Origin of the sequence: Nocardia gipuzkoensis, from assembly GCF_021183645.1 — a bacterium.
Classification (GTDB): Bacteria; Actinomycetota; Actinomycetes; order Mycobacteriales; family Mycobacteriaceae; genus Nocardia; species Nocardia abscessus.
In genome coordinates this window covers 6,341,917-6,357,103 of record NZ_CP089225.1, presented here as the reverse complement: position 1 = coordinate 6,357,103, position 15,187 = coordinate 6,341,917, and the positions used below count along the sequence as shown (strand labels likewise).

14 protein-coding genes are annotated in these 15,187 nt (G+C 68.3%); 10 read left to right on the top strand and 4 right to left on the bottom strand.

Translation table 11 applies throughout. From position 1 onward, the window contains the following. Positions 1-188: 188 nt before the first annotated feature. From LTT66_RS28960 to LTT66_RS28950, 3 genes are read right to left on the bottom strand one after another with little or no spacing between them, the layout of a single operon-like run. The gene (locus LTT66_RS28960) at positions 189-761 is read right to left on the bottom strand and encodes a 3'-5' exonuclease (protein ID WP_233061751.1); all 573 of its coding nucleotides are present in this window, start codon (positions 759-761) and stop codon (positions 189-191) included. A 58-nt stretch (positions 762-819) separates the two neighbouring features. Beyond that, the gene (locus LTT66_RS28955) at positions 820-1,908 is read right to left on the bottom strand and encodes an NAD(P)-dependent alcohol dehydrogenase (protein ID WP_233069433.1); all 1,089 of its coding nucleotides are present in this window, start codon (positions 1,906-1,908) and stop codon (positions 820-822) included. 6 nt (positions 1,909-1,914) lie between these two features. Then, positions 1,915-2,391 (bottom strand): DUF4334 domain-containing protein, encoded by a 477-nt coding sequence (locus LTT66_RS28950; RefSeq protein ID WP_233061750.1) that lies wholly within the window; start codon positions 2,389-2,391, stop codon positions 1,915-1,917. Between the two features lie 84 nt (positions 2,392-2,475). Between LTT66_RS28950 and LTT66_RS28945 the strand changes: the two genes are divergently transcribed. The 3 genes from LTT66_RS28945 to LTT66_RS28935 all read left to right on the top strand — a co-directional run bounded on the left by LTT66_RS28945 (position 2,476) and on the right by LTT66_RS28935 (position 5,897). Then, positions 2,476-3,057, top strand: a complete 582-nt coding sequence (locus LTT66_RS28945) for a TetR family transcriptional regulator (RefSeq protein WP_233061749.1) — start codon at positions 2,476-2,478, stop codon at positions 3,055-3,057. A 161-nt stretch (positions 3,058-3,218) separates the two neighbouring features. Next, the gene (locus tag LTT66_RS28940; RefSeq protein ID WP_233061748.1) at positions 3,219-5,162 is read left to right on the top strand and encodes a glycoside hydrolase family 15 protein; all 1,944 of its coding nucleotides are present in this window, start codon (positions 3,219-3,221) and stop codon (positions 5,160-5,162) included. 99 nt (positions 5,163-5,261) lie between these two features. Then, positions 5,262-5,897, top strand: coding sequence for an MspA family porin (locus LTT66_RS28935; RefSeq protein ID WP_233061747.1), 636 nt, complete (start codon positions 5,262-5,264; stop codon positions 5,895-5,897). A 571-nt stretch (positions 5,898-6,468) separates the two neighbouring features. Here LTT66_RS28935 and LTT66_RS28930 read toward each other — a convergent pair. After that, the gene (locus LTT66_RS28930; protein ID WP_233061746.1) at positions 6,469-6,948 is read right to left on the bottom strand and encodes a DUF6463 family protein; all 480 of its coding nucleotides are present in this window, start codon (positions 6,946-6,948) and stop codon (positions 6,469-6,471) included. 19 nt (positions 6,949-6,967) lie between these two features. Here LTT66_RS28930 and LTT66_RS28925 point away from each other — a divergent pair, with 19 nt between their 5' ends. The 7 genes from LTT66_RS28925 to LTT66_RS28895 all read left to right on the top strand — a co-directional run bounded on the left by LTT66_RS28925 (position 6,968) and on the right by LTT66_RS28895 (position 15,118). Next, positions 6,968-7,642, top strand: coding sequence for a TetR/AcrR family transcriptional regulator (locus LTT66_RS28925; protein WP_233069432.1), 675 nt, complete (start codon positions 6,968-6,970; stop codon positions 7,640-7,642). A 205-nt stretch (positions 7,643-7,847) separates the two neighbouring features. Further along, complete coding sequence (locus LTT66_RS28920) at positions 7,848-8,846, top strand: LLM class flavin-dependent oxidoreductase (protein WP_233061745.1); 999 nt, start codon at positions 7,848-7,850, stop codon at positions 8,844-8,846. A 13-nt stretch (positions 8,847-8,859) separates the two neighbouring features. Continuing rightward, a complete protein-coding gene (locus LTT66_RS28915) occupies positions 8,860-10,221 on the top strand; it encodes an NtaA/DmoA family FMN-dependent monooxygenase (protein WP_233061744.1) in 1,362 nt (453 codons plus the stop codon). A gap of 726 nt (positions 10,222-10,947) precedes the next feature. Beyond that, on the top strand, positions 10,948-11,442 hold the full coding sequence (locus tag LTT66_RS28910) for a DUF6764 family protein (RefSeq protein WP_233061743.1): 495 nt from the start codon (positions 10,948-10,950) through the stop codon (positions 11,440-11,442). Between the two features lie 65 nt (positions 11,443-11,507). After that, complete coding sequence (locus tag LTT66_RS28905; RefSeq protein ID WP_233061742.1) at positions 11,508-12,626, top strand: polyprenyl synthetase family protein; 1,119 nt, start codon at positions 11,508-11,510, stop codon at positions 12,624-12,626. A 15-nt stretch (positions 12,627-12,641) separates the two neighbouring features. Continuing rightward, on the top strand, positions 12,642-14,183 hold the full coding sequence (crtI, locus tag LTT66_RS28900; protein WP_233061741.1) for a phytoene desaturase family protein: 1,542 nt from the start codon (positions 12,642-12,644) through the stop codon (positions 14,181-14,183). A gap of 11 nt (positions 14,184-14,194) precedes the next feature. Continuing rightward, entirely contained in the window at positions 14,195-15,118 is a 924-nt protein-coding gene (locus LTT66_RS28895; protein ID WP_233061740.1) for a phytoene/squalene synthase family protein, read from the top strand. Positions 15,119-15,187: the final 69 nt, after the last annotated feature.

Below are 15,187 nucleotides of genomic sequence, written 5' to 3'. Positions count from 1 at the left end.
TCGACACCATGCCGGCCCCTTCCCGCGTTCTCCGGAGCCGGATGCCTGCGCACTCCGGCCTTTCGCGTGGTATCCCCCATTTGCACCGCACCAACCAGGCAAGTCGCCCAGAATCAGGCATCGGCCGGTCGCGCCCAGTCGTGGGCAAGATCGGAGCGTCCGCGTCGTGTACAGGACGCGGCCGCGCGTCAGGCTTCCGAAGTGACGCGCCAAGCGTTGCGTTCGCGGATGTTCAGGACGAGACCGGCGATATTCCACGCGTCGTCCGCACCGCAGTGGTGACGGCCCTCCAGGGGCAGTCCGGCGATGTCCAGCGCTCCGGCCATCCCTGGACGGCGATTCAACCCGTAAGCCTCTGAAAATAGCTGTTTGGCATTGGTATGCCGCTGCCCGAAGGGATATTCGACGCCGGTGGCGGCGCACTGCCGTTCGAACTGTTTACGGTCGTAGTCACCCCAGCTTGCCCACGGCCGCAGCCCCGCCGAGTGCTCGCGCGCCAGCAAGCGGCACGCATCGATGAACTCCATACCGGTGTCGGCCTCGGCCTGCGTGAGGCCGGTGAGCTCGGTACAGAACTCGCTGACCGTCGATCGCGCAGGCCGAACCAGGATGCGGTGCTTGGCGATCCGCTCCCCCGCGTCCAAGTCGACCACCGTCGATCCGATCTCGATGATCTCACTGACCGCGCCAGCGGGAACCTTCCCCGCCCAGCACGTCGCCTCGACATCGACCACATTCAGCAACCCGGAAACCCCGTTCACACGCTGAGCGTATGGACCGAAGCATCGAGCTCTCAAACCGTTTTCGGGACTCCGACGGTCACCAGGTCAGGACGGGTTTGACGACCGTGCCGTCACGCTGCTGGGCGAGCGCGAGGTTGATGTCGGTGTGCGGGTATGTGGTGATGAGCCGATCGATCGGGAAGCGGCCGGCGGCATGCAAGTCCAGCAGGTGGGGGATGAAGGTCGCGGGCACCGCGTCGCCTTCGAGGCAGCCGCGGACGACCTTGCCGCCCAGGACGATGTCGCGCAGGTCGATCGGAGGGACTCCGGCACCGAGACCGACCGCGACCACGGTGCCGCCGATCGCGACTCCGGCGGCCGCCGCGGCGAGCACCTTCGCCGATCCCGTGGTGTCGAGTGCGTGGGTCGCCCCGCCGTCGGTCAGCTCGCGAACCGCGGGCACGATGTCCTCGACCGCCGGATCCAGGGCCGCGGTGGCGCCGAGTTCGCGCGCCAATGCCCGCCGGAACGGTGACGGCTCGATCACGACCACTTCGGCGACCTCGCAGGCCTGCGCCGCCAGCAGCCCGGCCATGCCGACCGCGCCCGCGCCGTAGATCGCGACCCGGGCATCCCGGTCCGGCCGCAATACATTGAGTACCGCTCCGGCACCGGTGAGGAACCCGCAACCCAACGGAGCCACGACCGCCGGATCGACCTCGGTGTCGACAACCACTGTGTTGTCGACCGTGGTCAACGCGTACGCGGCGAAGCTGGACTGGCCGAAGAACCCGTCCCGCACCGGCGTTCCCGCGACGGTGACCCGGCGCGTGCGGTCCGTCCGGGCGCCGAACTGGTTGAGTTCCCTCGCGCGCACGCAATACGCCGGGCGAGCCGCTCGGCAATTCCGGCACGTTCCGCAGTGCCGGAAAGTCAGCACGACACGGTCGCCGGGCCGTACACCGGTCACCGCCGCGCCGACGGTCTCCACCACTCCGGCGCCCTCGTGCCCGAGCAGCACGGGATGATCGGCGCCACCTGCCGCGCGGGTGATCAGGTCGGTGTGGCAGATGCCGGTGGCCTGCACCCGCACCAGGATCTCGTCGTCGCGGGGCGCATCGATCTCGACTGCTTCGACGGTGAACGGCGCGGCGGGATCGCGGGAGAGCACCGCGGTGGTGGTCACCATCGCTCAGCTCCGCTCGAGCAGAAAGTAGAAGTGCTCACCATCGACCAGCACCACGTCGGGTCGGCCGTTCATGATGCCCATCAGCGTGTTGTCGTCGAGCCATTTGAAGTGGTCGAAGACCGGGCGGCTGTCGTAGACCATGGTGGCGGTCACCTCGCCGCGGAATTCGATATTCCACAGCGTCGCTTCCCCGCCACCGCCGAGTTCGACATCGGAGAACAGCGACCCGTCCTCGGCGCGGCAGATCAACGGCTTCGCATCGAGCAGGGCGTGAAAGGTCTTGCCGTACCAGCGATGCACCGACAGGGCTTTGCGCAGCGGATGCGCGGTCGGGAACGCGGCCCCTTTCCACTCGCCCAGGATGTCCTCGGCACGCGCGACCGGCAATTCGGCCCACAGCGCATCCAACTCGGCCGCGGACACCCCGGTCTCCCGCTCGGCGAGCTCCCGCCAGCCACTCCCTACAGAGCCCATATCCATCCTCGTTCCCGACGCGGTTCCAGAACCTTTTGGTTCGGAAACTCTATATCCGAACCAAAAGGTTCGGCAAGATAGGATGCCGCCATGCGCGCAGCAGGTCAGGCCACCCGGGAACGAATCCTCGTCGCCGCCAAGGCGGAGTTCGCCCGGTACGGCATCGCCGGTGCGCGGATCAACCGGATCGCCGAGGCGGCCAGAGCGAGCAAAGACCGGCTCTACGCGTATTTCGCAGGCAAGGACGAGCTCTATGCCGCGGTCACCGAGGAATGGGTCACCCAAACCACCGACGAAACCGCCCTCGACGCCGCCGACCTGCCCGGTTACGTGGGCAGGCTGTTCGATCACTACCTCGCGCACCCCGACAATGCCCGGCTGCAGGCCTGGGCCGAGATCGAACAGACCCACATCCCCGCCGCCGAAGACGCCATCCGCCGCATCATCGCCGGAAAACTCGCCGAGATCCGGCATGGACAGGACCGAGGCTTGATCACGGAGGCGTTCCAGCCCATCACCCTGATCGTCATGTTGACCGATCTCGCCCGCACGGCGGCCATGCATGCCACCCGCACCGATCACCACAACATCAGCGAACGCCGTGCCGCCACTGTCCTCGCCGCCCGCCGACTGGTCAGCCCGGACGTGCCCCGGACCGAAGACCGTCGCTGACTTCACAGGGGCTTGCCGACTCCACCCCCGAGGTGGTGGGCTAGTAGAGCGTCACATCACGCACGCCCGTACCGCTCGCAGCGTTGAAGGAAGGCGGTCCAGCCGGTAATCGCGCGGATGCCCCGGCCGCAGGTGGGGCCGAGACGACGATGGAGCAACGCATGGACGAGATCGAACGCGCACCGCGGCTCACGGCGTTCCCGCGCATCGATGACTACGGGTTCATCTCCGATTGCGAAGTCACCGCCCTCATCGCCCCGAGCGGAGCCATCGAGTGGATGTGTCTACCGAGGATGGACTCCCCCAGTGTCTTCGCGGCGATTCTCGATCGCTCCGCCGGCTCGTTCCGGTTCGCTCCTGCCGACTTCATGGTGCCCACCGACCGTCGCTACATCCCCGGCACCATGGTCATGGAGACGAGCTGGCGCAGCGGCGACGGGTGGGCGACGGTGCGCGACGTCTTGCTGGTCGGGCCGTGGCGGCACCAGACACCGGGCCGCAGCGCCCATCGGCGCACCCCCACGGACTACGACGCCGAGCACATCCTGCTGCGAACGGTGCACTGCGAGACCGGACAGATCCATTTCAATCTCGATTGTCAACCGGCCTTCGATTACGGCAGGTATCGCGCGCGGTGGGACTACCTCGGCAGTTACTACCTCGCACAGGCCAGCGCCGACGGCACCGATCTGCAACTGACGTTGAGCACCGACATGCGGTTGGGGCTGGAAGGTACGCATGCGGTCGCCCGCACCCTGCTGAAGACGGGCGACACCCGCTTCTGCGCGCTGTCCTGGGGCACTCGCGACGCCCCCAGCGACGTCGACGAAGCCGACGAGCGCTTGGTGCGCACGATTCATCACTGGCGGCACTGGCTGGCGGGCGGGCGCTTTCCGGACCATCCGTGGACCGCGGAGCTCACCCGCAGCGCGCTGACCCTCAAGGGACTGACCTTCGCACCGACCGGCGCGGTCGCTGCCGCCGCCACCACATCACTGCCCGAAACCCCGGGTGGACAACGTAATTGGGACTATCGCTATTCGTGGATCCGCGACTCCGCCTTCGCGTTGTGGGGTCTGTACACCCTGGGCTTCAGCTGGGAGGCGAACGACTTCTTCTCCTACATCCTCGACTTGACCGAGGAAGCCAGCGACATGCAGATCGTCTACGGCATCGGGGGCGAAACCGACCTCACCGAACACACCCTCCCGCACCTGCGCGGGTACGACAACGCGGGACCGGTGCGCACCGGTAACGACGCGTTCCGGCAACGCCAGCACGACGTGTGGGGTGCGGCGCTGGACGCGGTCTACCTCTACGCCCGCCATCAGGATCAAATCGACGCACGCGCCTGGCCGCTGCTGGGCCGCGCGGTCAAGAGCGCCCTCACCTACTGGCGCGAACCGGACCACGGCATCTGGGAGGTTCGCGGGCAGCCCCAGCACTTCACCTCCAGCAAAGTCATGTGCTGGGTGGCCGCCGATCGCGGGGCCCGGCTGGCTCGCATCCAGCAGGATTTCGACCGCGCACATCGCTGGCAACGGGCCGCCGACGAGATCCACGCCGACATCTGCGCACACGCGGTCGACTCTCGGCGGGTGTTCACCCAGTACTACGGCAGCACGGCGCTGGACGCTTCGACCCTGCTCATTCCACTGGTTCGATTCCTGCCGCCGGACGACGACCGGGTACGCAACACCGTGCTCGCCATCGCCGAGGAACTGACCGAGGACGGCCTCGTCTTGCGCTACCGCGTCGGCGAGACCGACGACGGCTGCGCCGGGGAGGAAGGCGCTTTCACGATCTGCTCGTTCTGGCTGGTCTCGGCGCTGTCGGAGATCGGCGAGAAGAGACGGGCCAAACAGCTGTGCGAGAAACTGCTCGGCTACGCCAGCCCGCTGGGCCTGTACGCCGAGGAGATCGATCCCCGAACCGGACGGCACTGGGGCAACTACCCCCAGGCATTCACCCACCTCGCCCTGATCAACGCCGTGATGCACGTCATCCAGGACGAACAGGCGATCCTGCGGCAGGCACTCGGCGGCGAGTCGATCGCCCCACGACTCGACGACGCACCACTCACCCGGGGATACATCCACCGGTGACGAAAACCGCTGTCGGTCAACAATGGGCGGTCTTCCGTGCCGCCGCGAGGACGAAGTCAGTACTATCACGTCCGACTGTTAACAGGACTAAGGATTTCATTGAAGGGCTCGACGATAGCGATGCTCGGCATCGCTGCGACCGCGGCGCTCGGCATGACCAGCGCCCCCGCGACCGCTGACCCGGTAGCGGACAAATCTCGCGTCATCGACACCGAGGACGGCTGGGAGCTGCGGATCAGCAAGACCGCGGAAGACGTTCAACGCGTGCCCAATCTGGCGGCGACCCCGTTCACCCGGGAAGGGTTCGTCACGTTGTCGGCGGCGGCCGATATCAGTGGTGCGGGCCGGGAGGCCGTGAACTCGGGGACGCTACAGCTGGGATACCAGATCGGTTGCCAAGCCGATGTCTCCAACGGCCTCACGGTGGGCCTCTCGGCGGCGATCGGCCCGAACGCCATGGTGACCGTCGCCCCCTCGCCCGGCCTCGCGGTCGGTGCCAGCGCGCTGGCGCTGCCGAACATGTCGACGACCATCAAGCCCGGCACCATCAGCACCATCACGTTCGGCACGAAAGCGCTTGCGGGCACGCACGGCTCGATCTCCGTCGATCAGATACAGATCAAGATCGACGCGTGCGCGGGAGCGGTCAGCCTGCGTTCGTTCGCGATCGTGTCGATTTCCACGGCCACGGCGGACAATTCGGTCGCCGTCTACGGTGACCCGATATGGCTGTGATCCAGACGCGGGTTTGGCGGCGTTGGATCGCGCCGGCCAGTGTGTCGGTTTCCCTGATCATCGCCGCCGCGACCGCCTCCGCCGACCCCATCGTTCCGGCCGGTCCACCGCCGAGCTGCGGAGAGACATCGGGCGGGCCCGCATCCGCCGCATGCGGCGCCGACAAGCCCGGGTCCCGCGGGCCCGCGGCGCCGCCACCGGCTCTGCCGTTGCAGATGCTTGCGCCCCCGCCCGCGCGGTCGGCGCCGAGCACTAATACACCCGCCGGCGCGCTGGTTCCGCCCACGCCAGGGCCGGGCAGCGGCACACCGATCGTGCCGGCCAGGTAGACGAGTCGGGGGCGGCAATTCGCCTCCGCTACTCGGCCGAGCAGAACGGTCGGCCGCCTCGATCACGCGCGGGTCGGGCGGCCACAGGTCGCAGTCGAACTTCGGCCGTTTTGCCGGTGATGATCGGCCCCGGCTTTCGAACATCGGTCGCGACCGTTGTCGGCGGCCGCCTCTCGAATCGACGAATCGACTGCCTACAGCCGAAACCGCCCGGCCGCGTTTCGCGCGAGGATCACTCCCGCTCAGCGCGGGTCGGGTGAGGTTCGTTCGGTACCAGGCGATGTCGGCCCCGCCGCGCTCTCCGGCCGATCGTCCTGCCGCGCTGCCCAGATGACCAGTACCCCGGCGACAGCACCGACGAAGTACGGCGACGGCACCAGAAGGACGCCACCCAGCACACACCACACCCCGAGGCCCCAGCCGATCCAGGCGGGCACGGCCACGCCGTGGCCGGCAAGACGCCAGATCAGGAGACCCAAGAGGATCAGCGGCACGGCGAAACTCCCCGGCCCGGCCCAGAAGGTGACCTTGTTCTGCAGCGACTCCACCGAATCCACCGTCTGCGCGCCGGAAAGCTCGAGCGGGACCGCAGCCCAGAGCCCCCGATCCACCCAGCCGGTGATCTCCTCCCAAGAGGCGAGCGCCAGCAGGATCAGGTGCCCTGTGCCCAGCACGAGCATGATTCCGGCCGCCCAGCGGAGCAATTGCTTTGTGGAGTTCATCGTGACCTTCCGGGTTTCTATGCCGCCCCGGCTCTCTCGCACTTTCGCCGGGCACGGTGCCGCTGTTTTATACGGTGCCGTACAGTTGATCCGTACGGTAGCGTATAAATACGGCGCGATCAATGGAGGTGACCCGATTCCCGCCATACCCCGCACCACACGAGCCCGCTGGATCGAGGCCGGACTAGAAGCCCTGGCCCGGGGAGGGCCCGACGCCGTCCGCGTCGAAACGCTCGCCGCCGAGCTCGGCGTCACGAAAGGCGGGTTCTACGGGCATTTCGACGGCCGTTCCACGTTGCTCGCCGAAATGCTCGACGAATGGGAACGACGCTGCACGACCGAAGTCATCGCCCAGGCCGACGCCGAAGGCACCGATGCCGCCGATCGCATCCGTCGCGCGGGACGCCTGACCTTCGCGGAGGACCTGCACCGGATCGATCTCGCGGTCCGGGCCTGGGCCCGCCACGACGAGTCCGTCGCCGCTCGCCTGCGACGTATCGACAACGAGCGAATGTCCTTCCTGCGCAAAATGTTCGGGACTTTCATCACCGACCCCGACGAGATCGAAGCACGCAGCACGCTGACCTTCGCCCTCGCGATCGGCCGTCACTTCATCGTCGCCGACCACCCCGGGTACACGACGCGCGAAGCCATCCAGCTCGCCGGAGAACACCTTCTGCGGCCGCCACAGTAGGCAAGTCGACCAATGCCCGCCGACGGGAACGGCGCTGTCTGTTCCCTCGAGGCGGGCGGGCTCGGACTCACCACCAGCTGTCGGTGGGGCTGGGTATTTCCCCCAGCTCGAGCTGATCTGAATCGTTGACCCACCGCGCCCAGCAGATGTCGCGCCGTGCCCTCGACTCGATATGCGGCCGTAACCAGGTGTTATCCGTCGCCCGATGCGTCGGGTGCGGGCAAGGATCGACGCCCACTTGATCGCCGCGCTGGTCGCCCCGGCCACCCGGCACATCGGCCTCATCCCGACCGTGACGACCACGCACACCGAGCCCTTCCACGTCTCCAAGGCGATCGCCACCCTGGATTACACGTCGCGTGGCAGGGCGGGCCGGCAGGCGAGGGTGTCCGGAACCGCCGAGGAGGCGGCCCATTTCGGACGCCGCGAAGTGCGCGACCTCACCGCCGCCGAATTCGCGCAGGCGGTCGCGTCCGGCGTCTTCCCCGGCCATATCCACGACCTGTTCACCGAAACCGCCGACGCGGTCGAGGTGGTGCGGCGACTGTGGGACAGCTGGGAGGACGACGCCGAAATCCGTGACGTGGCCACCCGCCGCTTCATCGATCGCGGCAAACTGCACTACATCGACTTCGAGGGCCGCTTCTTCAGCGTCCGGGGCCCGTCGATCACACCGCGTCCGCCCCAAGGGCAGCCGGTGGTGGCGGCGCTGGCGCACGCCCCGCTGGCGTTCGAATTCGCTGCCCGCGGCGCGGATCTGGTGTTCGTGACACCACCTCGCGAGACCGGTCCGGCCGCCGTCCTGGAGCAGATCGAGGCCGCGGCGGCACGAGTGGATCGCGACGGCGAGCCGCTGCGGGTCTTCGCCGATCTGACCGTTTTCCTCGACAACGACAAGGAGACCGGTCCGCAGCGTCTGACGCGGTTGAGCGAGGTCGCGGGCAGCGAGTTCGATTCCGACGCGGCGATTTTCGCGGGCAGTGCCGATGAGCCCGCCGCCCTGCTCACCGACTGGAGCGGGCAGGGACTCGACGGATTCCGATTGCGGCCCGGTGTAGCGGTCGATGATCTGGTAGCGGTCGCCGACCGGCTCGTCCCCGCGCTGCAACAACGCGGTGTATTCCGATCCGGCTATCCGGACGGTTCGCTGCGCGCACTGCTCGGTTTGCCCACCGACGTTCCCAACCGTTACGCGACTGCCTGAGCGAGGTCACCCTATGAGCACCCCCCGTAAGCAGGTCGTCCTGGGCGCCTACCTCGGCGGTGTCAACCATCACACCGCCTGGTGGCATCCCGAGGCGGGCAGTCAGATCGATTTCAGCAGTTTCGAACACACCGCGCGCACCGCCGAACGCGGCAAATTCGATTTCTTCTTCCTCGCCGAGGGGCTCATCCTGCGGGAACGCGCGGGCAAGATCTTCGACCAGGACATCATCGGCCGCCCGGACACCCTCACCGTCCTGGCCTCGATCGCCGCCGTCACCGAGCATCTCGGGCTCGCGGGCACGATCAACACCACCTTCAACGAGCCCTACGAGCTGGCCCGGCAGTTCGCGAGCCTGGATCACCTGTCCGGCGGCCGGGCCGCCTGGAACGTGGTGACCTCCTTCGACGCCTTCACCGGACAGAACTTCCGGCGCGGCGGATTCCTCGATCCGGCCGACCGCTACGCGCGGGCCGAGGAAACCTTGAACGCCGTTCGGGCACTGTGGGATTCGTGGGACGCCGCGGACATCGTCGCCGACAAGGGCTCCGGAGGGTTCCTCGCCCGGCCGGACGCGGGCGCGTTCGCCTTCCACGGCAGCCAGTTCGACATCTCCGGTCGTTTCACCGTGCCGCGCAGCCCGCAGGGCAGGCCGGTGATCCTGCAGGCCGGTGTGTCACCCCAAGGACGTGCGTTCGCCGCGGCGAACGCCGACGCCATCTTCTCCCCGTACGGCAAGCAACCGGAGGCCGCGGACTTCTACCGCGACATCAAATCGCGCGCGGTGGCGGCTGGACGCGGGGCCGACGACATCAAGATCCTGCCCTCGGCGAGCTTCGTTCTCGGTGACACCGAGGCCGAGGCGATCGAGAAGTATCACGCCATCCGCGATGAACAGGTCACCGGGCAGACCGCGCTGATTCTGCTGGAACAGATCTGGAACCGCGACTTGTCCGGCTACGACCCGGAGGGCCCGGTACCCGAAATCGGCCCCGACCCCGACGCTCCACCGATCATCCAGGGCCGCGCCTTCGTCCACCAGGATCGATTCGCCACTGCCGAACGTCTGCGCCAGGTCGCCGAGGCGAAGAAGCTCAGTGTGCGCGAGGTGGTGATCGACCAGTTCGAACGCGGCGCCCTGGTCGGAACTCCCACCCAGGTCGCCGAGCAGATCGACACTTTCGTCCAGGAGGACGGCTCGGACGGTTTCATCCTCGGATCACATCTGGTGCCCTGGGGTCTGGACGAATTCGTCGACAAGGTGGTACCGCTGCTGCAAGAGCGCGGCGCGCTGCGCACCGAGTACGCCGGGACCACGCTGCGCGACAATCTCGGTCTCCCGAACGTGCGGTCGACGGTGGCGGCTCGCACCTGAGTTCGCCGCCTGCCGAACAGTAGGTCCGCTCCTGTTGTCCGGTGCGGGCGTCGCTTTCGGCACGGGCAGCCAGGGCGGTGGCGTTCCCGATTACGGGGCGCCGTCGCGCCTGCCGAGCTTGCTCAGAGTCTCGAGTGCGTCCTCTAGCGAGCGGACGTAGAGCACCTCCGACGGCAGCGTGATCGTGGCCCCAGCCCGGTCCGCCGACCAGCACCCGCTCCGCTGCCGGTCGCACGGCGCGTGCTGTGCACGCCAGCAGAATCGGAGTTCGGGGACCACGGGCGGCGGGCCGGTGGCAATTGCAGCGGCGACACACGGTGCCCACCGGCATCGCGCCGGGCAGGTTTCGCTCGCCACACAAATCACACAGCCGGTCCAGCGACGGGCACCGGATGCAGTGGAACGGACCGCCGCGCATCCTGCCGCCCGGGCGGCGGCGCCCGGACACCACGCAGTCCCCGACAGTGCGTAGCAGCGCTGGCAGACCGCCGGGCGCTGCGCGGTGGCGCGGGCATCAGCAGGACCTTCTCGCCGAAACCGGCGTCATCGACCCGCCCGCAGCGACCGCGGCAGCGAGGGCGGGCACTGCGGCGATCCTGAAGTGAACGCCTCCGAAAGCGCGTCCGGCGCATCGCCGAACTCAGACGCATCGTTATTGCATCATTTGTGGCATAGTGTTAGCGGCGTAGTGTTAGCCCTGTACGTCCAAGACCGAAGGAGAACGTCATGCATCCACGGCTTTGCACGCGAGCATTTGGGCTGACGATCGGCGGCGGCGCGGCGGCGCTGGGCATTCTTGTCAGCGCACCCACCGGCGCCGCGGCTCCGGCAGCCTGCCCGGCCCCGGGCCCTGCGACGGCGCAGACCTCCGGCAGCGGCGGCTCGTGTTCGGCAACCAGTGACGCCGGTGGCGCCGCGGCCGCTTACGGCCTCGATGCGACTGCCTCCGCGAACGCGGCGCCGACCAGCTTGTCGCTGGCGATCGCGCAGAACGGCGGCACGGCGAGCTCGAACTCGGCTTCCCTGTCCGGTCCGGCCGCGATTGCCATCGGGCCCGGCGCGTCCGTCACGACGACCGGCGTGCGGCCTGGATTGTCGATCGGCATCGCGGGCCCCGGGGCCACGGTGGCGGTTACCGGCGTCTCGACGCCGACATGTAGCGGCGGCTTCGCCTTCGCCGGTGATTTCCAAACCTGGCAGGGCTGCTATTCGCAGCGTTAGTGCATCGTTAGGCGTAACATTGTCGATGTTCGAGTAGTAACCCGAGCACAGGACGGGGAGCGATCATGACCATCGTGTCGCCCGGGTCGCCGGCCGCCGACTTGGCCGGTGGAATTCCGGTCCTCGATGCCGGGGACTCGTTTCCGCAATGGCGTGCCGCGGTGCGCCGAGCCGTACTCGAAGAGATCCACGCTTTCCTCCTGCGGGAATGCCCTGCGGCCCTGCGTCGGCTCGGCGCACCGGATGTCCTGCGCCACTACGCGATAGGCGGAAAGTGCCTGCGGTCGACGTTCATGTATCTCGGCTGGCTGTGTGGCGCACCGGGCGACCCGGCGGCGCTACGGGCCGCGGCAAGTCTGGAACTGCTGCACGCGTTCGCCCTGCTGCAGGACGACGTCATGGACCAGTCCGCGACTCGCCGGGCCGCTCCGGCCGCGCATGTCCGGTTCGCCACGCTGCACCGCGGCGCGGGCGCACCCGGCTCGTCCACCAGATACGGCGAGTCGGCCGCGACATTGCTCGGCGACATGTGCCTGGTGTGGGCCGAGCAGATGCTTCGGGAAAGCGGCTGCAGCGAGGCGGCGCTGCGGCCGGTATGGCCGCGCTACGACGCCATGCGACTGGAGCTCGCGACCGGCCAGTTCGCCGATCTGCTCAACGACGCGCGCACCGAACCGACGCTGGCCTCGGTACTTGCCATCGCACGGGCCAAGTCCGGCAACTACACGGTGCGACGCCCGTTGGAGATGGGCGCCGCACTCGCCGGCTGCGATGCGGCCGTACTGGAAGCGCTGGGCCGATACGGCACCGCGGTCGGCGAGGCTTTCCAATTGCGCGACGACGTTCTGGGCATCTTCGGCTCGCAGCCCGTGACCGGCAAGCCCGCGGACGGAGATCTCGCGGAACGCACGGCGACCACCGTGGTGGTTCTCGCGCGCGAGATGGCGACCTCGTCGGCCCGGACCGAGCTCGCGGAGCTGCTGAGTCGTCCCCGGCTCGGCGCGGAGGAACTCGACCGCGCCCGAACCCTGATCGTCGAATCCGGTGCGCCCGCGAAGGCCGAGACGATGATCGCCGAACTGGTAGCCCGAGCACAGAGCGCACTGGACAGCGCGAACATCACCGCACCGCTACGGGCCGCCCTCAGGAGTATGGCCACCGCCTGCACCGAACGCGTCGCCTGACAGGAGAGTGAACCGATGCGCACCGTCAACGGCGCCACCGACCGGATCGTGATCGTCGGGGCCGGCCTGGCGGGTTTGTCCGCGGCCATGCACCTGGTGGGCCGATCCCGTGAAGTGACGGTCCTGGAACGCGACCCGGGACCGGGCGGACGAGCCGGGTACGCCGATCTCGCGGGCTACCGCCTCGACACCGGGCCCACCGTCCTCACCATGCCGGACCTCGTGGAAAGCGTGTTCGCGGCTGCCGGAGCCCGAGCCGCGGACCGGTTGCGGCTACTGCCCGTCGAACCCGCGTACCGAGCCCATTTCGCCGATGGGCGGACGCTGGAGGTGCACACGGACGCCGAGCGGATGCAAGAGGAGATCCGCCGCTTCGCCGGTGCCGCTCACGCGGACGGCTATCGCAGGCTGCGGGATTGGCTGACGCGCTTGTACCGAGCGGAGATGGACCGGTTCATCGCAACGAATTTCGACTCACCACTGTCGATGCTGAATCCCGCACTGGCCCGGCTGGTCGCGCTGGGCGGCTTCGGGCGGTGGGATCGCGCCGTCGCTCGCTACATCCGTGATCCGGATCTGCGGCGTGTCTTCACCTTTCAATCGCTGTACGCGGGCGTCGCGCCCACCCGGGCTCTGGCCGCCTATGCGGTCATCGCCTATATGGACACCATCGGCGGCGTCTTCTTTCCGCAGGGTGGGATGCGCGCGCTTCCGGAATCGATGGCCGAGGCGGCGACCGACGCCGGCGTCCGATTCCGCTACGGCACCACGGTGACCGCCCTGGAACGCGCCGGTTCCCGGATCACCGGCGTGATCACCCAGGACGGCGTCCGAACACCCTGTGACGCCGTCGTGCTGACGACCGAACTGCACGAGGCCTACCGGCTGATCGCGCGCACACCACGGCGCCCGGTTCCGCTGACCTCCGCCCCGTCGGCAGTGATCGCCCATCTAGCATGCGCGCCCGCGGCGGGGGTATCGCATCACAGCCTGCTGTTCGGGAACGCGTGGGCGGAGTCTTTCCGCGACATCATCGACCGGGGGCAGGTGATGCGCGATCCGTCACTGCTGGTCACTCGTCCCACGGCGACCGATCCGTCGTTGGCTCCGGCGCGGCGGGACCTGCTGTCGGTTCTCGTGCCGGTGCCGAACCTCGAACGAGGCCGGATCGATTGGGACAGCGCCGCAACCGGCTACGCCGAGCGCATGGTGGAGATCGCTCAGGAACGCCTGGGTTCGCGGTTCGGCGATGTCGAGCTCTTGCGCGTGGACACGCCTGCCGACTGGGCGCGCCGCGGCATGCTCGCCGGAAGCCCGTTCGCTCTCGCCCATACGTTCGCCCAGACCGGCCCGTTTCGACCTGCCAATATGCTGCGCGGTATCGACAACGTCGTACTGGCCGGTGGCTCGACGGTGCCGGGGGTGGGAATACCGCCGGTGCTGATCTCGGGCCGCCTTGCCGCAGACCGCGTCACCGGCCTTCGACCCGCTCGGCAACGCCGCGCCGTGCCCGTGGGTACCGCGCTCACGGCCGGCCGGATCGAGCGACGACTGTGATCGGAATCGAGATGACTCGCACCGCCCCCGGCACCGACCGGCTCGGCCACCCGCAACTGCACCGGTCCTACCGGTACTGCAGGCAGCTCAACGCGCGCCACGGAAAGACCTTCTTCCTGGCGACCCGATTGCTCGCACCGGATCAACGCCCCGCGGTGCACGCCCTGTACGGATTCGCGCGCCGAGCCGACGACATCCTCGACGAGCTCGACCCGCGTCGCGGCACCACCGAAAGAGCCCGGGAGCTGGATGCCCTCGCCGGGCACTTCCGCGAACGCCGGGCCACCGCCGACGCCACTCTCCCCGCGGTTCTCGATACCGCCGATCGCTATGGCATATCAGCGGTCCTGTTCGATGCTTTCCTCGCATCGATGCGGATGGATCTGAGCGTGACGGCCTACCCCGATCGCGCGGCCCTCGACACCTACATCTACGGTTCGGCCGAAGTGATCGGATTGCAGCTCCTGCCGGTCCTGGGGACCTCCTGCGCAAACGAGGCCGCACCCTATGCCGCCGCGCTCGGCAAGGCGTTCCAATTGACCAACTTCCTGCGCGACGTCGGTGAAGACCTGCTGCGCGACCGGGTCTACCTACCCGCCGACGAACTCGCCGCATTCGGGGTCGATCGCCACCTCCTGCACTGGTGCCTGGCACATCAGCGCACCGATTCCCGGGTGCGCCGGGCCTTGGCGGCCCAGTGCGCGCTCACTCGCGAGGTCTACCGCTTCGCGCGCGCCGGAATCGCGCTGCTGCACCCTCGGTCACGTCCGTGCGTCGCCACGGCCACGACGCTGTACTCGGAAATCCTCGAGCGCATCGAGGACAGCGATTTCGCCGTGTTCGACCATCGCGCCACCGTGCCGAACCGGCGGCGAGCGCAGGTCGGGGCCACTGGACTGGTCAAGGCATGGTGGGCGCGCCGAGTGGATCGGTGACGGTTCCGGCGGGGACGTGGCGGGTCCTGCCTGCGGCCCCGGCCGCGAAGTACATTGTGCGCCAGCTCG